25 protein-coding genes and 1 pseudogene are annotated in these 23,129 nt (G+C 70.1%); 13 read left to right on the top strand and 13 right to left on the bottom strand.

All coding sequences use genetic code 11. From position 1 onward, the window contains the following. The first annotated feature begins 34 nt into the window (after window positions 1-34). Complete coding sequence (locus ACFYVR_RS08975; protein ID WP_387471837.1) at window positions 35-994, top strand: TauD/TfdA dioxygenase family protein; 960 nt, start codon at window positions 35-37, stop codon at window positions 992-994. Between the two features lie 73 nt (window positions 995-1,067). On the opposite strand, the gene ACFYVR_RS08970 is transcribed toward ACFYVR_RS08975, so the two are convergent. After that, complete coding sequence (locus ACFYVR_RS08970) at window positions 1,068-1,298, bottom strand: hypothetical protein (protein ID WP_387471835.1); 231 nt, start codon at window positions 1,296-1,298, stop codon at window positions 1,068-1,070. A 303-nt stretch (window positions 1,299-1,601) separates the two neighbouring features. Between ACFYVR_RS08970 and ACFYVR_RS08965 the strand changes: the two genes are divergently transcribed. Together ACFYVR_RS08965 and ACFYVR_RS08960 are read left to right on the top strand one after the other, a co-directional pair. Continuing rightward, window positions 1,602-1,778: a hypothetical protein gene (locus tag ACFYVR_RS08965; protein ID WP_387471833.1), complete on the top strand. Its 177-nt coding sequence runs from the start codon at window positions 1,602-1,604 to the stop codon at window positions 1,776-1,778. Window positions 1,779-1,828: 50 nt separating this feature from the next. Then, window positions 1,829-2,677, top strand: coding sequence for a 3-hydroxybutyryl-CoA dehydrogenase (locus ACFYVR_RS08960; RefSeq protein WP_387472031.1), 849 nt, complete (start codon window positions 1,829-1,831; stop codon window positions 2,675-2,677). A 69-nt stretch (window positions 2,678-2,746) separates the two neighbouring features. On the opposite strand, the gene ACFYVR_RS08955 is transcribed toward ACFYVR_RS08960, so the two are convergent. Further along, window positions 2,747-2,899, bottom strand: a complete 153-nt coding sequence (locus tag ACFYVR_RS08955) for a hypothetical protein (protein ID WP_387471831.1) — start codon at window positions 2,897-2,899, stop codon at window positions 2,747-2,749. 402 nt (window positions 2,900-3,301) lie between these two features. On the opposite strand from ACFYVR_RS08955, the gene ACFYVR_RS08950 reads away from it, so the two are divergent. The 5 genes from ACFYVR_RS08950 (at window position 3,302) to ACFYVR_RS08930 (ending at window position 8,430) form a co-directional block, all read left to right on the top strand. Then, on the top strand, window positions 3,302-4,180 hold the full coding sequence (locus tag ACFYVR_RS08950; protein ID WP_387471828.1) for a sulfurtransferase: 879 nt from the start codon (window positions 3,302-3,304) through the stop codon (window positions 4,178-4,180). Window positions 4,181-4,317: 137 nt separating this feature from the next. After that, window positions 4,318-5,103: a VOC family protein gene (locus ACFYVR_RS08945; RefSeq protein WP_387471825.1), complete on the top strand. Its 786-nt coding sequence runs from the start codon at window positions 4,318-4,320 to the stop codon at window positions 5,101-5,103. Between the two features lie 9 nt (window positions 5,104-5,112). After that, window positions 5,113-5,709 carry a TIGR03086 family metal-binding protein gene (locus ACFYVR_RS08940; protein WP_387471822.1) on the top strand — a complete coding sequence of 199 codons (597 nt, stop codon included), beginning with the start codon at window positions 5,113-5,115 and terminating at the stop codon, window positions 5,707-5,709. After that, the gene (ilvD, locus tag ACFYVR_RS08935) at window positions 5,706-7,418 is read left to right on the top strand and encodes a dihydroxy-acid dehydratase (protein ID WP_387471820.1); all 1,713 of its coding nucleotides are present in this window, start codon (window positions 5,706-5,708) and stop codon (window positions 7,416-7,418) included. The genes ACFYVR_RS08940 and ilvD overlap by 4 nt, the downstream gene beginning before the upstream one ends. Continuing rightward, window positions 7,411-8,430, top strand: a complete 1,020-nt coding sequence (locus ACFYVR_RS08930; protein ID WP_387471818.1) for an adenylate/guanylate cyclase domain-containing protein — start codon at window positions 7,411-7,413, stop codon at window positions 8,428-8,430. The genes ilvD and ACFYVR_RS08930 overlap by 8 nt, the downstream gene beginning before the upstream one ends. Before the next feature lie 11 nt (window positions 8,431-8,441). Here ACFYVR_RS08930 and ACFYVR_RS08925 read toward each other — a convergent pair whose 3' ends face one another. Continuing rightward, window positions 8,442-9,221, bottom strand: a complete 780-nt coding sequence (locus ACFYVR_RS08925; RefSeq protein WP_387471816.1) for a DUF6319 family protein — start codon at window positions 9,219-9,221, stop codon at window positions 8,442-8,444. 6 nt (window positions 9,222-9,227) lie between these two features. Beyond that, window positions 9,228-9,881, bottom strand: coding sequence for a serine protease (locus ACFYVR_RS08920; protein WP_387471814.1), 654 nt, complete (start codon window positions 9,879-9,881; stop codon window positions 9,228-9,230). 305 nt (window positions 9,882-10,186) lie between these two features. Here ACFYVR_RS08920 and ACFYVR_RS08915 point away from each other — a divergent pair. From ACFYVR_RS08915 to ACFYVR_RS08900, 4 genes and pseudogenes are all read left to right on the top strand, one after another. Next, window positions 10,187-11,743, top strand: a pseudogene (locus ACFYVR_RS08915) (MFS transporter). A 122-nt stretch (window positions 11,744-11,865) separates the two neighbouring features. Next, a complete protein-coding gene (locus ACFYVR_RS08910) occupies window positions 11,866-13,023 on the top strand; it encodes a DNA cytosine methyltransferase (RefSeq protein WP_387471812.1) in 1,158 nt (385 codons plus the stop codon). Further along, window positions 13,020-13,892, top strand: coding sequence for a hypothetical protein (locus ACFYVR_RS08905; protein WP_387471809.1), 873 nt, complete (start codon window positions 13,020-13,022; stop codon window positions 13,890-13,892). The genes ACFYVR_RS08910 and ACFYVR_RS08905 overlap by 4 nt, the downstream gene beginning before the upstream one ends. Before the next feature lie 47 nt (window positions 13,893-13,939). Next, complete coding sequence (locus ACFYVR_RS08900) at window positions 13,940-14,359, top strand: very short patch repair endonuclease (protein WP_387471807.1); 420 nt, start codon at window positions 13,940-13,942, stop codon at window positions 14,357-14,359. On the opposite strand, the gene ACFYVR_RS08895 is transcribed toward ACFYVR_RS08900, so the two are convergent. After that, window positions 14,353-15,060, bottom strand: a complete 708-nt coding sequence (locus tag ACFYVR_RS08895; protein ID WP_387471805.1) for a phosphatase PAP2 family protein — start codon at window positions 15,058-15,060, stop codon at window positions 14,353-14,355. The genes ACFYVR_RS08900 and ACFYVR_RS08895 overlap by 7 nt on opposite strands. A gap of 140 nt (window positions 15,061-15,200) precedes the next feature. Between ACFYVR_RS08895 and ACFYVR_RS08890 the strand changes: the two genes are divergently transcribed. Then, a complete protein-coding gene (locus ACFYVR_RS08890) occupies window positions 15,201-15,764 on the top strand; it encodes a mismatch-specific DNA-glycosylase (protein ID WP_387471803.1) in 564 nt (187 codons plus the stop codon). Window positions 15,765-15,916: 152 nt separating this feature from the next. Here the strand turns inward: ACFYVR_RS08890 and ACFYVR_RS08885 are convergent, their stop codons facing one another. From ACFYVR_RS08885 to ACFYVR_RS08850, 8 genes are read right to left on the bottom strand one after another with little or no spacing between them, the layout of a single operon-like run. Continuing rightward, the gene (locus tag ACFYVR_RS08885; RefSeq protein WP_387471801.1) at window positions 15,917-16,678 is read right to left on the bottom strand and encodes an SDR family NAD(P)-dependent oxidoreductase; all 762 of its coding nucleotides are present in this window, start codon (window positions 16,676-16,678) and stop codon (window positions 15,917-15,919) included. 25 nt (window positions 16,679-16,703) lie between these two features. Beyond that, complete coding sequence (locus ACFYVR_RS08880) at window positions 16,704-17,486, bottom strand: SDR family oxidoreductase (RefSeq protein ID WP_387471799.1); 783 nt, start codon at window positions 17,484-17,486, stop codon at window positions 16,704-16,706. Further along, entirely contained in the window at window positions 17,483-18,286 is an 804-nt protein-coding gene (locus tag ACFYVR_RS08875; protein ID WP_387471797.1) for a MaoC/PaaZ C-terminal domain-containing protein, read from the bottom strand. Before ACFYVR_RS08875 ends, ACFYVR_RS08880 begins: the two co-directional genes overlap by 4 nt. A 42-nt stretch (window positions 18,287-18,328) precedes the next feature. After that, window positions 18,329-19,507: a lipid-transfer protein gene (locus tag ACFYVR_RS08870; protein ID WP_387471795.1), complete on the bottom strand. Its 1,179-nt coding sequence runs from the start codon at window positions 19,505-19,507 to the stop codon at window positions 18,329-18,331. Continuing rightward, entirely contained in the window at window positions 19,504-19,920 is a 417-nt protein-coding gene (locus ACFYVR_RS08865) for a MaoC family dehydratase (protein ID WP_387471793.1), read from the bottom strand. Before ACFYVR_RS08865 ends, ACFYVR_RS08870 begins: the two co-directional genes overlap by 4 nt. Then, on the bottom strand, window positions 19,917-21,029 hold the full coding sequence (locus ACFYVR_RS08860) for an acyl-CoA dehydrogenase family protein (protein WP_387471791.1): 1,113 nt from the start codon (window positions 21,027-21,029) through the stop codon (window positions 19,917-19,919). The genes ACFYVR_RS08865 and ACFYVR_RS08860 overlap by 4 nt, the downstream gene beginning before the upstream one ends. Further along, window positions 21,029-21,964, bottom strand: coding sequence for a bifunctional MaoC family dehydratase N-terminal/OB-fold nucleic acid binding domain-containing protein (locus ACFYVR_RS08855; protein WP_387471788.1), 936 nt, complete (start codon window positions 21,962-21,964; stop codon window positions 21,029-21,031). The genes ACFYVR_RS08860 and ACFYVR_RS08855 overlap by 1 nt, the downstream gene beginning before the upstream one ends. Continuing rightward, window positions 21,961-23,127, bottom strand: coding sequence for an acyl-CoA dehydrogenase family protein (locus tag ACFYVR_RS08850; RefSeq protein WP_387471786.1), 1,167 nt, complete (start codon window positions 23,125-23,127; stop codon window positions 21,961-21,963). The genes ACFYVR_RS08855 and ACFYVR_RS08850 overlap by 4 nt, the downstream gene beginning before the upstream one ends. Window positions 23,128-23,129 lie beyond the last annotated feature (2 nt).

The raw sequence follows: 23,129 nt of genomic DNA, 5'->3' as shown, positions 1-23,129 counted from the left end.
TTTCCCTCCTCGCAGCCCAGCACGAGGAGAAGACGTGACCACCACCGAATTCCGTCCCGCCGCCGACGTCTACGCCGCCGGAGGCATCACCGTCACCAAACTCGGCGAGCACATCGGCGCGCTCATCGAGGGCGTCCGCATCTCCGGCGACATTTCGGCCGAGACCGCGTACGCCATCCGGTACGCCCTCGCAGCCAACAAGGTGGTCGTCTTCCGCGGCCAGCATCACGTGAACGACGACGTGCAGTACCAGTTCGCATCGACCCTCGGTTCCCCGACCACCACGCACCCCACCCTGACGTCGGCAGACAACCGGACACTCGTGATCGAGGGCGCCGCGAACAGTTGGCACACCGATGTCAGCTTCATCGACCGGATCCCGAAGGCCTCGATCCTGCGTGCCGTCGACATCCCGCCGTACGGTGGCGCCACCACGTGGGCGTCGACGGTCGCCGCCTACGAGCAGCTCCCCCGCCCGCTGAGGTCCCTGGTGGACGACCTGTGGGCCGTCCACAGCAACGAGTACGACTACGCGGCGATCCACGCCGACAAGAACTCCGTCGCCGCCACCCGCACGGGCTATCTCGAGGAGTTCACGCGGACCGTGTTCGAAACCGAGCACCCGGTGGTCAGGATCCACCCGGAGACGGGCGAGAAGTCGCTCCTGCTCGGACACTTCGTCAAGAACTTCGTCGGCCTCAAGGCCAAGGAGTCCACGGCGCTCTACGAACTGCTCCAGGACCGCATCATCCGACTCGAGAACACCCTGCGGTGGGCCTGGACCCCCGGCGACCTCGTCATCTGGGACAACCGTGCAACCCAGCACTACGGCATCGCCGACTTCGGTGCGGGCAAGCGCAGCGTCCACCGGGTCACGCTCGCCGGCGACGTCCCCGTGTCGGTGGACGGCCGGACCAGCCGGATCCTGACCGGCGACGCGTCCCACTTCTCCGTCGTCGACACACCGGACGCCTTCCCGGGATTCGCCCGGTGATCACCAGCCCTCGGTGATCTCGTCGAACGCAGGGCAGGTACGACCTCGGACGTGAATCGTTCCAACTGCCCGATCATCGACGGTGGCCCGCCACAGCTGCCCGCATCGAACACTGCTGCATGTGGTCGGCGATGTCGACCGCGGTGCCGGTGACGATGTAGGCGTACAGCAGGTCCTCTGCCCGCGCCGGGCGATCCTCCCCGAGCCCGGCACCCCGACCGGTCCGCCGGGCCACCGTGTCGAGCAGTGCGGCGCCCGCCGGAGTGAACGCACTGCCGTCGGCGTCCGTTATCGGGCTGGACAACGCTCGGCCTGTCAGGTCGACACCGGTCACCCGCGACAGTGCCCCGAGGTTCCGCAGTCCGAGCGGGTTCGACCGTGACGACGATGCCGAGCCGGGTCGTCGCGGGCGCGAGGTACGAGGCCATCGTGAACGGAGCGAGCCGGGCAAGGGTGCAGGTGGTCGTCTCGGCGTACTGCAGTCCGGTCGCTGTCGGCCGGACGCTCCGGAGGTGATCAAGTCCGCCGTGCGGGCGGGGCTCGGCGTGAGTCTGCTCTTCCGCAGCACGGTTCGGCCGAACTCGCAGCGGGCGCACTGCGGGAGGTCGTGGTCGAGGGTGCCGATTTCACCGAGCAGGTGGTCGGCTTGCGGCGGAAGGACCGCGAGTTGTCGGCGGCGTCCGCCCGGGTGATCGACCACCTCCGCACCGCTCTCGACACCCCGTCGGCCAGGGGCCTCACGAACGAACCGTGGGCGGCTAAAGACTTTGTTACCGGCGCGTAGCACAATGTAGCCGACAACAAGACGAGTTTTCGCAGATTTGGAGAATGACCGTGGAACTGATCGGAGTGATCGGTGGCGGCACCATGGGTGCCGGCATCGCGGAGGTGTGCGCCAAGGCCGGGAGCGATGTCCTGGTGCTCGAGACCAAGCAGGAATTCGCCGACGCAGCGCAGCAGCGCATCGCGTCCTCGCTCTCCCGCGGTGTCGCCAGGGGCAGGATCAGCCAGGAAGAGGCGGACGCCGCCATCGCCCGGGTCCGGGTCACCCTCGACATCGAGGAGTTCGCGGACCGGGACCTGGTCATCGAGGCCGCCTCGGAGATCGAGTCGCTGAAGTACGAGATCTTCGGCAAGCTGGACAAGATCGTCAAGCCGTCCGGCATCCTGGCGACCAACACGTCCTCGATCCCGGTGATCAAGGTCGCCGGCGCCACGCAGCGTCCCGAGCAGGTCGTCGGTGTGCACTTCTTCAACCCGGTGCCGGTCATGCCGCTGGTGGAGATCATCTCCACCCTGGTCACGTCCCCGGAGACCGCCGCCGCGGTCACCGACTACGCCAGGGACACCCTGCGCAAGACCACGGTGCAGGCCGGTGACCGCTCCGGATTCATCGTCAACGCGCTGCTGATCCCGTACCTGTGCCAGGCGGTGCGGATGCTCGAGTCGGGCTACGCCTCGGCCGAGGACATCGACGCCGCAATGAAGGGCGGCTGCGGCCACCCGATGGGCCCGCTGACCGTGCTCGACACCGTCGGCCTCGACATCGCGCTCGCCGCGGCGGAGTCGCTGTACGCCGAGTTCGCCGAGCCGCACTACGCCCCGCCGGCGCTGCTGCGCCGTATGGTCGACGCGGGCAGCCTGGGCCGCAAGTCGGGCCGCGGCTTCTACAACTACACGTAGGCGCTACGCGCCTGTGCGCGAGTTCGGTCGCTGGAGCTACCGAACTCGCGCACGGGCGGCGACGCCGCCTCAGCTGAAGGTCGAGAGTGCACCGACGAGGCCGAGGATCGCGCCCGCACCGACGACGATCGTGCCGAGACCGGAGACGACCGGCTGAACCTGCTTGATCAGGGCGATGGGATCCTCGGCGGAACCAGCGCGGGTTGCACGTACGACTGCCATTGAACTTCTCCTCGAATGTGTTGAGTGGGTGAGCGAGGAGTATGTAACCGCACGGGTGCGGCCGATTCGGCGCCACGAGACGCTCGCGCTCCCGAACATGCAGGCAGCGGGTTTAAATCCGGACGGGCTTAACATTCACCGCCGCGCTGCCCCCGCATCGGCGGCGATCACCACTCCTCGGCCGCCGACCTCCCGCGCACGGCCGGTCACCGAGCCGTATTCGATTGCAGCACAGCATATTTCACAACCGGGCACGGTGACTGCGCGAGCGCCACCGCCTCGAACCGCAGATACCGAGCGCGGCCGGCACGGTACCGCTCACCGTGCGCGATAACGTCGCCGCGGACGCGAGTCGGTCGCTAGGGTCACAGAGGCCACTCTTCCCGCACCTGGAGGTCATCCATGGGTCAGCAGTTCCCCGACACCGTCTCCGTCGCCTGGCTTCGTGAACACCTCGACGATCCCGCGCTCGTCGTGGTGGACTCGAGCACCCACCTGACCCTGCCGAAGGACGGGCCGTACACGGTCGAACCGGGCCGGGCCACCTACGAAGCCGCGCACATTCCCGGCGCCGTGTTCGCGGACCTGCTCACCGACTTCGCCGACCCGGATTCCGCCGAGGCCTGGACGGCACCCGAATCGGAGCGATTCGCCGCGGCCGCGGGCGCCCTCGGCATCGGCGACGGTGTCCATGTCGTCGTGTACGACCAGCACGACGGATACTGGGCGACCCGCTTCTGGTGGCACCTGCGGCTCGAGGGATTCGACGACGTCGCGGTCCTCGACGGCGGACTGCCCGCCTGGCAGGCGTCGGGCGCGCCGGTCACGGATGCCCCCACCTCCCCCACCCCGGCGACCTTCGCCGCCCGACGCCGCGACGACCTGATCCGCTCCACGCAGCAGATCCTCGACGCGATCGACGACGAGAAGACCGTGATCGTCAACGTCCTCGACCCCGCAACCTACCGCGGGGACGCCAGCGCCTACGCCCGCCCCGGCCACATTCCCGGCAGCATCAACCTGCCGGTCGCGCAGATCCGGGATCCGCAGGAGGGCACGCTGCGCCCGACCGCGGAGTTGCGGGCGCTGTTCGAGGACGCCGGACTGCTCGACCCCGGGATCACCCTGGTGACGTACTGCGGTGGCGGCATCGCCGCGACCGGGGTGGCGCACGCTCTCGCCCTGGTCGGGCGCGACGACGTCGCCGTGTACGACGGGTCGCTGACCGCGTGGACCGCCGACGATTCGCTGCCGCTGACGGTGGGCCCGGACCCCAGGTAGCCCTCCGGGCGCGACACGGCCACGCGGCCACTCTTTCCAAACGGGCCGCGGACTGGAAACGTGAGCGGTGGTCCTCGTTCGGCGCTGCGCCGGGCGAGGACCAGCAGGACCGAATTTCCACGTGAAAGGACGTCGCCATGCCCACCCGCTCGAGCTACCCGGAGGGCGTCCCCTGCTGGGTCGACCTGTCGGCCGGCGATCCCACCTCCGCGAAGGACTACTACTCCCGGCTCCTCGGCTGGGAGTTCGAGGACATGCCCAACCCGGGCGGCGGGGTGTACTCGATGGCCCGACTGCGCGGTCACAGCGTGGGCGCGGTCGGAGGGCAACCGCCGGGAACCCCGGAGGGGACGCCGTCGCACTGGAACACCTACCTCGCCGCGGACGACGTCGCTGCGGTGACGGCGAAGGTCGCCGGGGCGGGCGGACACGTGGTGATGGGTCCCGACGACGTCGGAGACGCCGGGCGGATGGCGTTCGTGGCCGATCCGACGGGTGCGGTCGTCGGACTGTGGGAGGCGGGGCAGCACGTCGGCGCCACCCTCGACAAGGAGACCGGCACCCTCGTCTGGTCGGAGCTGATCACCCCTGATCCGCCCGCCGCACTCGAGTTCTACGGCACGCTGGTCGGGCTGACGTCGACGAGCACGGACATGCCGGACGGAACCGCCTACACCCTGATGCACGCCGGCGGCGAGGACATCGGCGGCTGCACGACTCCGCGGATGCCGCAGATCCCGCCCCACTGGCACGTCTACTTCGCCGCGGACGACCCCGACACGTCCGCGGAAACCTCCACCGCAGCAGGCGGTTCGGTGAAGATGGACCCGTTCGACGTGCCCGGCGCCGGCCGGATCGCGGTACTGGCGGACCCGAGCGGTGGCGTGTTCAGCGTCATCCGCCCCGACCCCGGCCAGCGGTAGGCGGCGGCCGTGGCCCTCGAATGGCTCGCGCTGCTGCGCCGGGCCCATCACGAATTCTCCACCCGCGTCGAGGCGGTCACCGACTGGTCCGCCCCCACACCCGACACCGACTGGGACACGGCCGCGCTGGTCCGGCACGTGATCGTCGAGCAGCAGTGGGTGCCACCACTGCTCGGCGGTCTCACCGTCGCCGACGCCGAGAGCCGGATCCGCCCGCTCGGCGACGACCTGGTCGCCGAGTGGCACCGGTGGTCCGGGCTGGCGATCGCGGCCTGGGACACCGCCCCACCGGCCGCGCCGGTGCACCTGTCGTACGCCGTCGTCACCGTGGACCACTATCTGCGCGAACAGGTTTCCGATGTCACCGTCCACTCCTGGGACCTCGCGCGGGCAACGGGTGTGGACGCGACCCTGAACCCCGCCCTGGTCTCCGGTGTCTGGGAGGTGTTCGACTCGCAGCGCGAGATGCTCGCCGCCAGCGGACTGTTCGGCCGTCCCGTCGAGGTCGACGACGATGCGCCCCTGCAGGACCGGCTGATCGCCCTGACCGGCCGCGACCCCCGTCCCGAAACCGAACCGACCCCGCCGACCGGAGGTGGATCATGAATGCCGGACCGGACTCGACCAGCCCCGACATCAAGCCCCGCAGCCGCGACGTCACCGACGGCCTCGAGAAGACCGCCGCCCGCGGGATGCTCCGTGCCGTCGGGATGGGCGACGAGGACTGGGGCAAGTCGCAGATCGGGGTCGCGTCGTCGTGGAACGAGATCACCCCGTGCAACCTGTCCCTGGACCGCCTGGCGCAGGCCGTGAAGGACGGCGTGCACGCCGCCGGTGGGTATCCGCTCGAGTTCGGCACCATCTCCGTCTCCGACGGCATCTCGATGGGTCACGAGGGCATGCACTTCTCGCTGGTGTCGCGGGAGGTGATCGCCGACAGCGTGGAGACCGTCATGCAGGCCGAGCGGCTCGACGGCTCGGTCCTGCTCGCCGGCTGCGACAAGTCGCTGCCGGGCATGCTGATGGCCGCGGCGCGGCTGGACCTGGCGTCGGTGTTCCTGTACGCGGGCTCGATCCTGCCCGGAACCGCGAAGCTCTCCGACGGCACCGAGAAGGACGTCACCATCATCGACGCGTTCGAGGCGGTCGGGGCGTGCGCCCGCGGACTGATGAGCCGCGAGGACGTCGACGCCATCGAGCGCGCCATCTGCCCCGGCGAGGGCGCGTGCGGCGGCATGTACACGGCGAACACGATGGCCAGCGCCGCGGAGGCACTCGGCATGTCCCTGCCCGGCTCGGCCGCCCCACCGGCCACCGACCGGCGACGTGACGGATACGCCCGCCGCAGCGGGCAGGCCGTGGTCGAGTTGCTGCGTCGGGGCATCACCGCGTCGGACATCCTCACCGCGGAGGCCTTCGAGAACGCGATCGCGGTGGTGATGGCATTCGGCGGGTCCACCAACGCCGTGCTGCACCTGCTCGCCATCGCCAACGAAGCCGGGGTGTCGCTGACCCTCGACGACTTCCGGCGGGTCGGGGCCAAGGTGCCGCACCTCGCCGACGTCAAACCGTTCGGTGCCTACGTGATGAAGGACGTCGACCACATCGGCGGCGTTCCCGTCGTGATGAAGGCGCTGCTCGACGCGGGCCTGCTGCACGGCGACTGCCTCACCGTCACCGGCCGCACCGTCGCCGAGAACCTCGCCGACATCGCCCCGCCCGACCCCGACGGCAAGGTGCTGCGCGCGATGAACGCCCCGATCCACCCGACCGGCGGCATCACCATCCTCGCCGGGTCGTTGGCCCCCGGCGGCGCGGTGGTCAAGTCGGCAGGCTTCGAATCGGACGTGTTCACCGGCACCGCACGGGTTTTCGACCGTGAGCGGGCGGCGCTCGACGCGCTCGAGGACGGCACCATCACCGCCGGGGACGCCGTGGTGATCCGCTACGAGGGGCCGAAGGGCGGGCCCGGGATGCGCGAGATGCTCGCGATCACCGCCGCGATCAAGGGCGCCGGGCTGGGCAAGGACGTACTGCTGCTGACCGACGGCCGGTTCTCCGGTGGTACGACGGGGTTGTGCGTCGGGCACGTCGCGCCGGAAGCCGTGGACGGTGGGCCCATCGCCTTCATCCGCGACGGCGACCCGATCCGCCTCGACGTCGGCACCGGCACCCTCGACGTGCTCCTCGACGAGGGCGAGTTGACCAGGCGTGCACAGGGCTGGAAACCGTTGCCGCCCCGCTACACCCGGGGGGTGCTGGCGAAGTACGCGAAACTCGTGGGGTCCGCGTCGAACGGGGCCGTGTGTGGCTGACCGGGCGAACGAGCGGCGGCAGGCCCGCGAGTTCCGGATGATCCAGTCCGAGGTCGAGCGGAACCTGCTCGGCGGCGAGATCAAGTACACCCGCGAACAGGTGGCGGAGGTCTCCGGCGTCCCCCTGGACCGGGCGCAACGACTGTGGGTGGCGATGGGCTTCGCGAGGGACACCAACCCGGACGAGCCGATGTTCACCGACGCCGACGTCGCCGCGCTGCAGACGATCACGTCCCTGGTGGACCGCGGCATCATCGACCCGCAACTCGAGGTGTCGGTGACCCGTGCACTGGGACAGTCGTTCTCGCGGCTCGCCGAGTGGCAGTTGGGTCTGCTCAACAGCCACATCGTGGACCGGGTCCACGCCCAGGACCACCCGGTCGATCCGACCGCCGTGGCCGCGGAGGCGGCGCTGGTCGCCGAACAGATGCTGCCCGCGCTCGAGAAGCTGCAGTCCTACGTGTGGCGCAGGCACCTGGCGTCGAACGCGGCCCGATTCCTCGACAGCCGAAGCGAGAACGTCGACCGCCGCATCCTGGTGATCGGCTTCGCCGACATGGTCGGCTACACCAGCCTCACCCGCCGGCTCGACATCGCCGAGCTGACCGAACTGCTCGAGTTCTTCGAATCCACCGTCACCAACGTGATCAGCCAGAACCACGGGTGGGTGATCAAGAACGTCGGCGACGAGGTCCTCTTCGCCGTCGAGGACCCCCTCGACGCCGCCCGCATCGCACTGGCACTGCAGGACGCGGCGCAGAGCACCGAGGAACTGCCGAACCTGCGGGTCGGGTTGGCCCGCGGCGAGGTGCTGGTCCGGTTCGGCGACGTCTACGGATCGGTGGTGAACATCGCTGCGCGCCTGACCGGTTCGGCGCGTCCCGGCACGGTTCTGGTGGACGCGAACCTGGCCGGGGCGCTGCAGACCGTCGGGGAATTCCACCTGCGCTCACTGCGCGCGCTGCGCGTGCGCGGCTACAGCCACCTCGAGGCGTACGCCCTGCGACGCTGACCCGTCTGCCGTCAGGTGCCGAGCGACTCCAGCGCGCTGCGCGCCTCCTCCAACTGCTTGCTGAGCTCCTCGACCCGTTTGGCCGCGGCCTCCCTGGCCTGGGACAGCACCGCCGTCACGGCGTCCTCCGCGGCCGGGTCGCCGAGTTCACGGACGGCGCGCTCGACGGCGTCCGGCGAGACGGGCGCCGCCTTGCCGGGACGCTTCGCCCCGTGCGTGACGGTCACCGTCCACTCCCCGCCGGCTTCGGCGTGCAGCGTGACGCTGACTCCGGTCGGCTCCTTGGTGCGACGCGGGCGGCGGGCCGCCGGAGTGGTCTCGGAGGCGGCGGGCGTGGGTGCGGTCACGGGTACCTTCGGTGTGCTCGTCGGGGCTGCGGCGATGGATGGGCTGAGGGACGATTTCGTCTGCGGTACGTCGGTTCCGGGTGACCTGGTGGCCGCAGCCGACCGCTCGAGCGCGGCGCGCGCCGACGCGGACCGGGTTCGAGGGGCCGCGGGGGCCACCTTCTTCGCGGCAGGAGCGGCCTTCGTCGCGGTCGGCGCGGGGTTGCGCGTGCGCCTCAGTTCGTCGGCCTCGAAGGGAAGTTCGTCGTTGACTCCCTTCGGCCGGATCAGCACGGTACTGCCGTCGACCGACACCACCTTCGCCGAGCAGCCCGAGGGCAGCCCGAGGCTCGGTGTGGCGTCGACGAGGTAGACGGTGGCTCGTTTGCCCGCGGACACCGCAGCGGCCAGATCGGTCAGGTCCTGTTCGGTGAGGTGGTCACCGGCACGTGTGCGAGGTGGCATCCGCGGTCAGACGGGACGGAAGCCCGCACCCACGCCGCCGTGGGCGTTCAGGTCGGCCATGATGATGTCGATGTCGGTTCCGAGCTCGGGGCCGAGACATGCGACCCCCACGTAGGCATTCACCATGCCGACCAATGTAGTACCGCGCACGACCGGGCTTCCCGAGTCACCCTCGATCACGCACATCTGGGTCCACGTCTCGTTCGTCTGCAGAAGATCGCCCCACACGATGCCGCAGGTGTTGCCGGTCCGCAGCCCCTGCTTGCACACCACATCCGGGAACGCGGCGGGCGCACCCACCGAGTGGATCGTGACACCGCCGACATTGTTGAGCGGGACCACCTTCGCGGGGTCGAACTCGATGACGGCGTAGTCGAACTCGCGACTCTTGGCCCGGATGTGGCCGACGGCACCGGCGTCCATGTGCCGTTCCGCGACGATGGAATAGCCGGGCTCCCCGCAGTGCCCGGCGGTCAGTCCGACGAGGCGTCCTGCGTTGTCGTGTCCGATCGCGGTCAACGTGCACAGGGCTTCGCCGCCGACGAGGATTCCGGATCCGCCGCCGATCGGCGCCGGCGACGCCGCGGTGGACGCACCCACCCCCAGATAGACGAACATCGCGATCACCATCGCGACCACGACTGCGCTCTTCTTGGCCATCGTCCGACCCTCCGGAGATTCGCCGTCCCGGGCCTGACGCCCGGTCCGTGGGAAGACGAGCTCGTCCTCCAGTATCCGCGCACCGGCGAGGGCGGCGCAGTCGAACGTGGCAATTGCCGGTGTCGGTTTACGGGGTCCTTGCGGGCGGCGAGGACGTTGTCGACAATCCGGACAACACGCCGCCCCGTCGATCAGCGTGTGCTGTTGTTGTTCGAGGAGGGCATCGTCTGTTCGAGGAGGGCGTCGTCAAACCGCTGTTCTCCAACCAATACTGTCAGTCTCGTCAGCCATCGGGGGAGCCACGGATGACCGCACACGACCAGCCCGGCACCACCAGTTTGTCGGCGCGGGAGGTGTGGACGCTGATCCTGGTGTGCTCCGCGGTGGCGATGGTGATCGCCGCGGCGGCAGCCCTGAACACCGCGCTGCCGGTGATGGCACTCGACACGGGAGCAACGCAGAACGAGCTGACGTGGATCGTCGACGGCTACACCCTGTGACTGGCCGCACTGCTGCTGCCCGCGGGCGCACTCGGTGATCGGTACGGGCGCCGGGGCGTCCTCCTCGCCGGACTGGCGGTTGTCGCGGCGGCGTCGGCGGCACCGATCTGGGTCGACGACCCGCAGTGGCTGATCGGGCTGCGGGCCCTCGCCGGCGTGGGTGCAGCGCTCGTGATGCCGTCGACACTGTCGCTGGTCAGCGCGACCTTTCCGGCCGAACATCGGGCCCGTGGTGTCGCGATCTGGTCCGGTGTCGCCGCGTCGGGTGGGATCGTCGGACTGCTCGTCTCGGGAGTCCTTCTCGAGAACTGGTCGTGGCAGTCGATCTTCGTCGGCTTCGCCGTCGCCGCCGCACTGCTGTTCGCGCTGTCGTGGACGGTGCCCGCCTCGCGTGAGGAGTCACCGCACCCGTTCGACATCCCCGGCGCGCTCCTCGCGGTGGCTGCAATCGGACTGTTCGTCCTCGGCATGCTCGAGGCGCCGATCCGGGGGTGGACCGATCCCCTCGCGCTGGCGGCGATCACGACCGGGTCGGCGTGCGCGGCCGTGTTCGTGATGGTCGAACTGCGTCGTGACGCTCCCCTCCTCGACGTGCGCCTGTTCGGCAATCGCGCCTTCAGCGCAGGCGCGGCGTCGCTCACGTTCCAGTTCCTCGCGGCGTTCGGTCTCTTCTTCCTCGTCGTCCAGTACATGCAGCTGGTCCTCGGCTACGGCCCACTCCAGTCCGGACTGGCATTGTCGCCGATGTTCGTGCCGCTGATGGTGGCCACCGTCGCGATGCCCTGGCTGCTGCCCCGCGTCGGCCTGCGCTGGCTGACCTGCATCGGGCTGTGCCTGTCCGGCGCGGGCATGTTCGCCCTGGCGTTCGTCGATTCCGGGGACGGCTACGGGCCCGCGGCCCTCGCGCTGATGATCTTCAGCTCCGGGATCGGACTGTGTTCCGCCCCGGCCACGACCGCGATTCTCGAGAACACACCCGACGACAAACAGGGTGTCGCGTCCGCCGTGAACGACACCACGCGGGAGGTGGGCGCAGCGGTGGGCATCGCCCTCGCGGGCAGCCTGCTGGCCGCCACCTACAGCCGCGGCATCGCCCCGGTCGTCGACGCCGTGCCGGAACCGGCGAAGGAACCGGTCGGCTCCTCCCTGGCCGCCGCACTCGAGGTGGCGAAAGTGGCAGGGCCCCAAGGTGATCCACTCGCCGAGTTCGCTCGCTCCGTGTTCATGGACGGGATGGCCGACGCGGCCCGCGTGCTCGGCGCGATCCTGATCGTCGCGGCGGTCGCCATCACCGTCCGCGCCCCCAGCCGTCGCCGTGCCCCGAGCCGCGACGCGGCGGACAGACCCGCACTGGTCGACTGACTCCCCTCCCCCTCCCCTCCCCTCCCCTCCCCTCCCCTCCCCTCCCTTCAGCCCAGCGGGACGGGAGTTGTCGGGGGTGGCGGGTACGGTCCTTACATCGAAGTTCGGCAGTAAGGAGTCACGTGAGCGGGCGCGCGGTGGGGTTGTTCGCCGGCATCGGCGGCCTCGAATTGGGGTTGAGCGACCACGGGTGGGACACCGAGCTGTACTGCGAGATCGACGAGGGCGCCCAGGCCGTGTTGTCGGCGCGGTTCCCGGACTCCGAGCTGCACGGCGACGTGACGACGCTGCGCTCGCTGCCCGCGGGCGTCGAGCTGGTGGCGGCTGGTTTCCCGTGCCAGGACCTGTCCCAGGCGGGTCGGACGGTCGGTATCACCGGCGCACGGTCCGGTCTGGTCGACGAGGTGTTCCGGCTGGTCAAACGCAAGAAGGGGCCGCGCTGGCTACTGCTCGAGAACGTGCCGTTCATGCTGCAGCTCGGGCGCGGCGCGGCGATGCGGCATGTGACATCCGCGCTCGACGAGCTCGGCTACATGTGGGCCTACAGGGTGGTCGACGCCCGCGCGTTCGGTCTGCCGCAGCGCAGGCAGCGGGTGCTGATGTTGGCGTCGCGCACCGAGGACCCTCGCGAGGTGCTGCTCACCGACGACGCCGGACCTGCCGAGGAGGCCGACCCCAACGATCATCCGTGCGGCTTCTACTGGACCGAGGGGGTCCGCGGCCTCGGCTGGGCCGTCAACGCGGTGCCGACCCTCAAGGGCGGGTCGACCATCGGCATCGCCAGCCCACCCGCGGTGCGGATGCTGACCGGCGAGATCGTCACCCCCGGCATCGTCGGTGCCGAACGACTGCAGGGCTTCGACCCGGACTGGACCCGGCCCGCACTCGACGTCCCCGGCCTGCGCGCCGGGCACCGGTGGAAGCTGGTCGGCAACGCCGTCAGCACCCGGATGTCGTCGTGGGTGGGCCATCGCCTGACCACTCCGTTGCCGTACGACGAGTCGTCCGACACGGCGCTGAAGTCGGGGGCGGCGTGGCCGACCGCGGCGTGGGGTCGAGGGGGCACCGTGTACCGCGCGAACGTGAGCACCTGGCCGGTGCAGGACGAGTACGAGGATCTCGGCGACTTCCTCGACGACTCGAAGCTGCTGTCGGCGCGGGCGACCGCCGGGTTCCTGCGTCGCGCCCGGACGGGGAACCTGCGGTTCGTCCCCGGGTTCCTCGACGACGTCGCCCAGCACCTCGAGCGGATGGGCGGCGACCCCGCGAGGGCGGCGTGAACGAGCAGCACGAGGCACTGCTCACAGCCGAAGACCTCGCCGGCCTCGTCAACCGGTACCCGCTGCGGCGTGCCCTCGACCGGGCCGGTGACAAGCCGGACCCCCGCGCAGAGCGGGACGCGAAGAAGAACTACGCGCAGCGGCTGTCAAACGAGCTGGCCCAGACCGTCGCCGACGCGCTGCGGCCGGCCTATCCGGACATCACACCGACCGCGACGGGCGCCGGGCAGGAAGCGCAGATCGACGTCGTGAAGGGCCGCAAGCGGCTCGACGTCAAGACCATCGATCCCACTCTCGGCCTGGTGTTGTGCGTGTCCATCAAGACGTACAGCTTCCAGGACTACAGCCCGAAGTCCGGCAGGCTCGGCCGCTGGACCAAGAACATCGTCCGCAACGACCACGAGCTGCGGGGCGAGGCGATGGTCCTGCACCAGCGCCAGCCCTACAGCGTGCTGGTCGCGGTGCTGTTCACCTCGTACGACGCGTGCGACGACGGCGACCCGACGAAGACCAGCGACACCGGCAAGTCGTCGTTCGCGCACCACGTGATGACGCTGTCGAAACGGTCCGGGCGGGGCAAGCGGCCGGTGCACGGGCTGCCCGACAAGGCGTGGGTCGACCTCGGCGCGGAGGACACCCGCTACGACCTGTTCGAGCGGGTGTTCATCGGCCTGTACGAATCCGACGGCGACGACCGCGGCGCCGTCCGGTTCTTCGATGTCGAGGAACCGCCACCCCGCAACGGCCGCCCGACGCGGGCGCAGACCCTCTCGTTCGAGGAGTTCACCGACGTGGTGCGCGGAGAGGTGGAGCGTCGCAACCGCTTCGCACCGACGTGGTCCGACCCCGAGGACGACGGCGACGACTGACCGGGTTCGACGGTCCGCGGGACAGACGGTCGCGGGACAATTGCGGGATGGCCATGCGACCTGTCCCGGATTCCGCGTCGACACGCGACCGGATGAGTGCGCAGCGCCGCCGCGACACCGTCCCGGAACTGGCGCTCCGACGCGAACTGCACCGTCGCGGGCGCCGCTACCGGGTGGACCGGGCGCCGCTGCCGGGCATACGCCGCCGCGCGGACCTGGTGTTTCCCGTCGCGAAGGTGGCCGTGTTCGTCGACGGCTGCTTCTGGCACCGCTGCCCCGTCCACGCGACCGCACCGAAGAACAATGCGCAGTGGTGGGCCGACAAGCTCGACGCGAACGTCGTCCGCGACCGGGACACCGACGCCCGGCTCACCGCAGCGGGCTGGGCTGTCGTGCGGGTGTGGGAGCACGAGGATCCGATCACCGCCGCCGACGCGGTCGAGATGGTGCTCCGGTCGCGTCAGTAGGGCGCCGCCTCCGCAGCCGACCCCAACCCGATCCGGCGCAGCACGGCCGTCGCGACCGGGGTGAGTGCGACGGCGAAGGCCAGCGCGATACACGACCCGTACACCAGCCCGGCCGCGACGTCGTGCGGATAGTGCACGCCGCTGACGATGCGGGAGAACCCGACGACGATTGCGGTGCCGGTCGCGAGCAGCGACATCCACAGTCGGCGGGCGGCGTACCCGGCCAGCGCGACCGCGGTCGCGAGGGCCGCGGCGATCCCGGAGTGGTTGCTGGGGAACGACCAGTCCCCGAGCGGCGGGCACTCGGACAGGGCGTGCACACCGGCGAGGGCGGTGCAGGGTCGTTCCTCCGTCACCACCGATTTGACCGCCAATGTCGCGAGCGCCGATCCGACGGCGCCGGCGCCCGCGGCGATCCCGACCGCGAGGGTCCGGGTGTCGCCGCGTCCCCACCACAGCGACAGCGCGAGCATGCCGGCGAGCGCGAACAGCCCGGCCTCGGCGACGAGGTCGCTGACGGTGCCCGCCTCGCTCGGCCAGGACGCGGTGATCGCGTCGATGTCGCGGTACAGCGAGGTGGACCAGCCGATGACCGGGTTCGTGTCCATCTGTGCGGGGCCGAACACCGCGAGGATGCCGGCGGCGACGATCAGGGCGGCCAGTCCGAGGGGCCAGTGCCGGGGAAGGAAGCGGGTGCGCACGAGGCGGAAATGTACGGGGTGAAACTGGCAGGAGACTGAGAAACCCCGTCAGCACAACCGCCACCGAATGAACTGTGCGGGAACGGTCGAGGTCGCGAGCCGCCGTCCATTCTCTCCAGGCTCGGTGGTCTACTGACCGCGTGGGTTTCACGCGTGCACAGCTCGAGTCGTTCCGCGACGCCGAGGTCCCCGACCTGATCGGACCCGGCTGTCGCCTACTGTTCGTCGGCATCAACCCGGGCTTGTGGACCGCCGCGACGGGCGCGCATTTCGCGCGGCCGGGCAACCGCTTCTATCCCGCGTTACTGAAAGCCGGGATCCTCCCCCGACCCGTCGATCCGACAGCGGGAATGTCCGGCGCCGACCGGGACCTGCTGCAGAGCCTCGGGATCGGCATCACCAACCTCGCGCCGCGAGCCACCGCCCGCGCCGACGAGTTGACGGCAGCGGAACTGCGCGACGGTCCCGAGCGACTGCGCCGCGTCGTACGCACATCGCGACCCGCTGTCGTCGCGGTCGCCGGTGTCACCGCGTACCGGACGGCATTCGGCAAACGCGGCGCGTCCACCGGCCTGCAGCCGGAGACCTTCGAGGGCGCGGCACTGTGGGTGGTGCCCAACCCGAGCGGTCTCAACGCCCACGAGACCGTCGACACCCTCGCCGAGTGGTACCGCCTCGCCGCCCTCGCCGCCGGCATCCTCTGACCGCGCCCCCACCGGCTGAAGGCGACCTTCATGTCCTCGGACCGCATGAAGGGGACCTTCAGCCACCGACGTGCGACGACCCACCCCCGGCCGAAGGCGACCTTCATGTCCTCCGACCGCATGAAGGGGACCTTCAGCCGCGGTCAAGGACGTCAGCCCCAGCGGGACTGGCCGCCGTCGAGGGGAATCGTGGCGCCGGTCAGGTAGCGGGCGTCCTCCGAGCACAGGAACACCACGGCGCGCCCGATGTCTGCTTCGGGCTCCCCGACGCGTCCGAGCGGGATGCCGGCGACGAACTCCTCGGCTTCCTCCGGGTTCTTGTCCATCCACCACTGCAGCGCCGGTGTCATCGCGTGCGGTGCGACGTTGTTCACCCGGATCCCGTCGCGTCCCCACTCGGCCGCGGCGGCGCGGGTGAGCACGCGGGTGCCCTCCTTGATCGAGCCGTAGACGCCGTAGTTGCTCGCGTCCCAGCGCACGGCCGCGGACGTGACCAGGTTGATCACCGACCCGCCGCCGCGCGCGACCATGTGCGGGTGGCAGGCGCGCATGAACCGCAACGTCGCCAGGGGCCCGGACGCGAACGCCCGCTCGAAGTCCTCGTCCACGACGTCCAGCAGCCGGCCCGGCTTGGAGTCGTTGGCGTTGTTGACCATGATGTCGATGCCACCGAACCCGTCGACGGTCTGCTCGACAGAGTCGACGATGTCGTCGGCGACGGAGACGTCACACCGCACGGGGATCGCGCGGCCGCCGACCTCCTCGATCTCCGCGACGGTCTTGTGCAGTTTGGATTCGGTGCGGCCGGCGACCGCGACCGCGACGCCCTCTTTCGCGAGGGCCGACGCGATGCCCCGGCCGATGCCCTGCCCCGCGCCCGTGACGAGCGCGACCTTGCCTTCGAGGGTTCCCATGAACATGCTCCGATCAGGCTGTGACTCAGTTGGTTTCGGGGTGCGTCGCCAGATAGCGGGCGGGGTACTCGCCGCCGCCGTGGACGGCGAGGTCGGCTCCGTTGACGTACGCCGACAGCGATCCGCCGAGGAACAGGCAGGCGCCGGCGATGTCGGAGGGCACCGCCATCCGTCCGATCGGCAGGGTCCGGGTGACCGCGGCGCCGCCGTCCTCGCCGTACACCGAGGCGGCCGCTTCGGTGCGGATCAGTCCCGTGGTGATGTGGTTGACGCGCACCTTCGGCGCCCACTCCAGGGCCAGGGCTTTCGTCAGCACCAGCAGTCCGGCCTTGGCCGCGGAGTAGGCGGCGGTGCCGGGCTGCGGGTCGTGCGCGGACACCGATCCGATGTTGACGATCGATCCGCCGCTGTCCTGTTGCTGCATCACCGCATTCACTGCCTGCGCAACGTAGAACGGCGCCAACAGGTTCAGTGCGACGATCTTGTCGACGAAGCGGGGCGAGACCGTCGCGGCGTCCGCGTCGGGGGAACCGCCGGCGTTGTTGATCAGCACGTCGAGCCGCCCCATCCGGGACGACGCGTCCGCGACCATCGCCTTGACGGCGTCGGCGTCACGGACGTCGACGGGCAGAAAGCGGGCCTCGCGGCCGTCGGCGCCGACCGGTGAGTCGGGTGCGCTGCGCGCGCAGACCGTGACCTGCGCACCGGCCGCGAGGAAGGTCTCGGCGACCACCCGGCCGATGCCCTTGGTGCCGCCGGTGACCAGGACCGCCCGGCCGGTGAAATCGGCCGGATTGTCCGCGTTCATTCGGCGAACCGGGCGCGGGCGCCGGTGACGGCGCCGCCGACCTCGAAGTCGACTCCACCCTCCCCGCGCCAACCGCGGATCGGCAGCCGGTCTCCCGGAAAGACCGGGGCGGCAAAGCGTCCCGACAGCTGCACCAGGTCCGTCGGGTGCGCTCCGAGCGCCTGGGCGAGCGGTAAGGTGCTCGCCGCCAGTGTGCACAGCCCGTGCATGATCGGCCGGGGCTGCCCGATCACCGCGGCAGCGGCCGGGTCGATGTGGATGTGGTGCCGGTCGCCGAGCAGCCGGTACAGCGCGGTCTGGTTCTCCGCCGTCTCCAGCTCGGTTGCCACGTCGGGGTCCCCGGACGGACCGGCGGGCTTCGACGGGCCACGCTCGCCGCCGAATCCCCCGTATCCGGGCGCGAACAGCGACCAGGTCGCGACGAAGTACTCGCTCTCGACGACGACCTCGAACACGGCGGCGGCGCCCTTGTCCCACACCTCGCCGACGCGGGCGGACAGCGTGATCTCACCGGCGCGCGGGAGCGGCGCGAGGACCGTCAGTTCCTGCGAACCGTGCAGCGCGGTCGTGGTGTCGAACGCGCCGCGCGACCCGAGTTCGTCTGGCGCCCACTGGGCCAGCGTCAGCGCGAACGTCGGCAGCACCCGAAGCCGGTCCTCCATCACGAGGTCCAGATCGGTGGCCTTCGCACCCACGGCGAGCGCGTACAGGATCGCGTCGCGCTCGTCGTAGCTCACGGCGTGGGTGCCGAGATCGACCCCCTTCCACGCGCCGGCCGGTTTCTGCTCCACTGCCGTCATTCTTCGGTCCTTCCAGGGCTTCTTGTATCGGCTACTGCCGGGTCAGGCGGCGCCGAGAATCAGACCGGACGTGGGAACCGCGGTCCCCGCCGTGACGATCACGTTCTCGACTCCGTCGGGTTGGTTGGTGGAGGTACCCCGCAGCAACCGGACCGCCTCGGCGATCCCGTTGACGCCGTGCAGGTATGCCTCACCCACCTGACCGCCGTGCGTGTTGCTCGGCAGTCGACCACCGATCTCCAGGTTGCCCTCGCGGATGAAGTCCTTGGCCTCGCCGGGACGGCAGAACCCGAGTTCCTCGAGCTGCGGGAGCACCAGTGGAGTGAAGTGGTCGTAGAGGATCGCGGCGTCGATGGCATCCGGCGTCAGACCGGCCTGCGCGTACAGCTGCCGGCCCACGAGACCCATCTCCGGGATGCCGGTGATGTCGGGACGGTAGTAGCTCGCCATCATGTGCTGATCCCTGGCACTGCCCTGCGCGGCGCCCTTGACCAGGACGGGTTTGTGCGCCAACGCCTTCGCCCGTTCGGCGGAGACGATGACCAGGGCCTGACCGCCGTCGGTCTCCTGGCAGCAGTCGAGCAGGTGCAGCGGCTCGGCGATCCACCGGGAGTTCTGGTGGTCCTCGAGTGTGATGGGTTTGCCGTGGAACCACGCCGCCGGATTGTTCGCGGCGTGCTTGCGCGCCACGACCGCGACCCGTCCGAAATCCTCACTCGTCGCACCGTACTGGTGCATGTAGCGGCGGGCGAACATCGCGACCCACTGAGCGGGAGTCGACAATCCCTGCGGCGTCAGCCATGCGTACGCCGCACGGTCGGCGGTCGAGTCCATCGGCCGGTCGTGCTGGCCCAGGCCGAAACGCATGCCGGAACGTTCGTTGAATGCGCGGTAGACCACGACGACCTCCGCGACTCCGGTGGCGACGGCCATCGCCGCCTGCTGCACCGACGCGCACGCGGCGCCACCGCCGTACCCGATCCGGGAGAAGAACGTCAGTTCCCCGAGCCCGCAGTTGCGGGCGACGAGGATCTCTCCGTTGGTCTCCATCGTGAAGGTGGTCAGACCGTCGACCTCGGACGGGTCGATGCCGGCGTCGGCCAGCGCCGCGGTGACGGCCTCGCACGCGAGCTGCAGTTCGCTGCGACCGGAGTTCTTGGAGAACTCGGTGGCGCCGATGCCGACGATCGCGGCTGCGCCGGACAGGGGACTGACGGTCATCGTGTTCCGCCTTCCGGGAAGGCGACGGTGACGGTGCCGGAGGCGTGGGTGCCGAGCGCGTTGACGCCGACGACCTTCACCTCGACGACGCCGTCCCGGGCGGACAGGACCTCACCGCTCAACGTCATGGTGTCGCCGGGATGATTGGGGGCGCCGAGCCGGATCGCGATGCGCCGCAACGATATCGCGGGCCCGGCCCAGTCGGTGACGTACCGGCCGACGAGGCCGTTGCTGGTGAGGATGTTCATGAAGACGTCCTTCGATCCGCGTTCCCGGGCCAGGTCGGGGTCGTGGTGCACGTCCTGGAAGTCGCGGGTGGCCAGGGCCGTCGCGACGATCAGCGTCCGGGTCAGCGGGATCGCGAGTTCCGGAAGTGTGTCGCCGACGGCGATGTCCTCGTAGCGGCGGGTCATGCGTTCACCTCTGCACCGGCGGCGAGCAGCGCCCCGATTCGTGCGAGGTCGGCGGAGGCACCCCCGAGGGTGGCAGCGATCTGCTTGCCCCACAACAGGTGTCGGTGGATCGGGTAGTCGGTGTCGACACCCATGCCGCCGTGGACGTGAGTGGTCCGATGCACGACCCGCTGACCGCCGTCGCTGCCCCACCACTTGGCGACGAGCACGGAGGTGCCCGGGTCGACGCCGTCGACCAGGTTCGTCACGGCCTGCCACAGCGTCACCCGCATTGCCTCGAGGTCGATGTAGCAGTCCGCGAGCTGGTGGTTGACGGCCTGGAAGGTGGCGAGGGGGCGCCCGAACTGGATGCGGCCGTTGAGATAGGTGACGGCCTGCTCGACCGCGCCGGAGCCGACCCCGATCTGGAGCGCGGCGAGGGCGAGCTCGACGCGGTCGCGCAGCCACGTCACGGCGGTGCCGTCGGCGGGGCCGAGCAGGTGCGCCGGTGCGCCGTCGAGGGTCACGTTGCCGCAGATCTCGTGTGTCGTCGACTGCGTCTGCTCGACGTCCACACCGGCCCCGGTCAGGTCGATCACGAACAGGGCGGCACCGCTGTCGGTGGTCGCCGAGACGATCGCCGCGTCGGCGACGTGGGTCACCGGTACGACGGCTTTCGCTCCGTGCAGGCGCCACCCACCCTCGTCCTGGACCGCGGCGGTGGCCGGGTCACCGGACCGGTACGGTCCGAACTCCTCGAGCCCGACGGTGAGGAATCGGCTGCCGTCCGCGACACCGGGTACCAGATCGGCGCACAGTGCGGCGTCACCGAACTCGGTGATTGCCAGCGCGGCAAGGACACTCGGCCACACCGGGACCGGCGCGACATGGCGACCCTGCCGTTCGAGCAGTACGTACAGTTCGGCGAGACCCAGCCCACCGCCGCCGTACTCCTCGGGCAGCGCGATGCCGAGCAGGCCGGTCGTGCCGAGTTCACGCCACAGGTCGCGGTCGACGCGCTCGTCCGTGAGCTCGACCTCCTTGACCCGGTCGATTCCGGCCCTTCCGGTGAACACCTCGTCGGCGAGGGTGCGAATCGCGTCCTGCTCTTCGCTGTAGGTGAAGTCCATTACGAGTCCTCCCGTGCGGCCGGCCGGAACGCGGGCAGCGTCAGATCCGGGTCGGCGTCGATCCAGTCCAGTTCCACCGGCATCCCGATCTCGACCCGATCGGGTTCGATGCCCGTCATGTTCGCGATCAGCCGGGTGCCCTCCGCGAGTTCGACGGTCGCCACGATCAGCGGGTAGTCGAAGGCGTCGATCCTCGGGTGGTGGTTGACGACGAAGCTGTAGACGGTGCCACGTCCGCAGGCGTCGACGGTGTCCCAGTCCAGTGACCGGCACTGCCCGCACATCGGCCCGGTGGGATGCCGCAGGGTCCCGCACGACGTGCACCGCTGGATGACGAGGCGGTGCTGTTTGGCCGCCTCGAACCAGAAGGCGTTGTCCGCGTTGAGCGCCGGACGGGGACGCAACGCGCGGCTCTGCGCGGGCTTCGGCCGAAAACGCAGTGTGCGCCACCGCTGGGTGCCGACCACCTCCCCGTCTCCGTTGCGGTAGGTCTTGAGGGTGGTGACGAAATGCCCGGTGCCCAGGCCGGTCTTCTTCTCGTCCGAGATCGACTCGACCACCTCGGTCATCGAGACCCGGTCGCCGGGGCGCAGTTCCACGTGAAACTCCTGGTCGGAGTCGGTGGCCACGACGGACGTGAAGCCGGCGCCGTCGAGGGCGGCGATCAGTTCCGTCCACACCGGTGACGGGTCGTTCCCCGCCATCTTGTCGGCGTAGGTGCGCATCGTCCACACCTGCAGCATCTGTGCGGGCGCGACCACGCCGTCGCGCCCGGTGGCGCGCGCGGCCTCGTCGTCGAGGTGGATCGGGCTGGTGTCGCCCATCGTCTCCACCCAGTGCCGGATCATCGGAATGTTGACCGCGTCGGGGCCCCAGGTGGTCGGGACGATGGTCTGTCCCTCGAAGGACCGGAGGGTGCCGAGAAAGTCGCTCATTTGGCCCTCTTCTCGCGGGCCAGCCCGAGCCCGATCGTGCCGACCATGTCGCGCAGCACCTCGTTGACGCCGCCGCCGAACGTGTTCACCACGCCCTGCCGGGAGATCTGCTCGATCTGCCCGGCGAGCAGCGCACCCGGCGATTCGGGCCGGATCCGGCCCGCGGCGCCGAGAATGCCGAGCAGGGTGCGGTAGACGTCGACATGGGTTTCGGTGCCGAACGTCTTCGTCGCGCCGGCGTCGGCTCCGGTCAGGGTGTCGGCGGCGACCGCGGCCGTCATCTTCCAGTTCATCAAGCGCATCGCCTCGAGCTTCGCGTGGGTGCGCGCGAACTCCTGCTGCACCCAGGGAATCTCGATGGCACCGTTGTCGCGGGCCCAGTCCAGCACCTGCTTCCACAGGCCGTAGGTGCGTCCGCCGAGCGCGGCGAGCCCGATCCGTTCGTGGTTGAGCTGCGCGGTGATCAGCTGCCACCCGCCGCCCGGTTCTCCGACGACGTTCTCGTCGCCGACGCGCACACCGCTGTAGTAGGTGGAGGTCACCATCAGACCGCCGACGGTGTTGATCGGGGACCACGTGAAGCCCGCGTCGTCGGTGGGAACGATCAGGATCGAGATGCCCCTGTGCTTCGGCGCATCCGGATCGGTGCGGCACGCGAGCCAGACGTAGTCGGCGGTGTTCGCGCCGGAGGTGAAGATCTTGTTGCCGTCGACCACCCAGCCGTCGCCGTCGCGGACCGCGCGGGTCTTCAGCGACGCGAGGTCGGTGCCGGCCTCCGGTTCGGTGTAGCCGATCGCGAAGACGATGTCACCGGCCAGGATGCCGGGCAGGAAGCGCGCCTTCTGTTCCTCGGTGCCGTACCGCATCAGGGTCGGACCGACGGTGTTGACGGTGACGAACGGGAACGGCAGCCCGGCGCGCTGCACCTCGTCGAAGAACACGAACTGTTCCTCGATGGACCGGCCCTGGCCGCCGTACTCGGTGGGCCAACCGATCCCGAGCCAACCGTCCTGGCCGAGCAGCTTGACGACCTCACGGAAGTACTGGCCGCCCACGCCTTCCTCGCCGGCTCTGCGCCGCTTCTCCTCCGGCAGCAGCCTCGCGAAGTACGCGCGCAGTTCCCGCCGCAGCTCGCGCTGCGCCTCCGACTCCCTCAACTCCATCG

The sequence above is a fragment of the Rhodococcus sp. NPDC003318 genome (assembly GCF_042879035.1).
GTDB lineage: Bacteria > Actinomycetota > Actinomycetes > Mycobacteriales > Mycobacteriaceae > Rhodococcus_G.
This window is presented reverse-complemented; position numbering and strand designations above follow the sequence as displayed.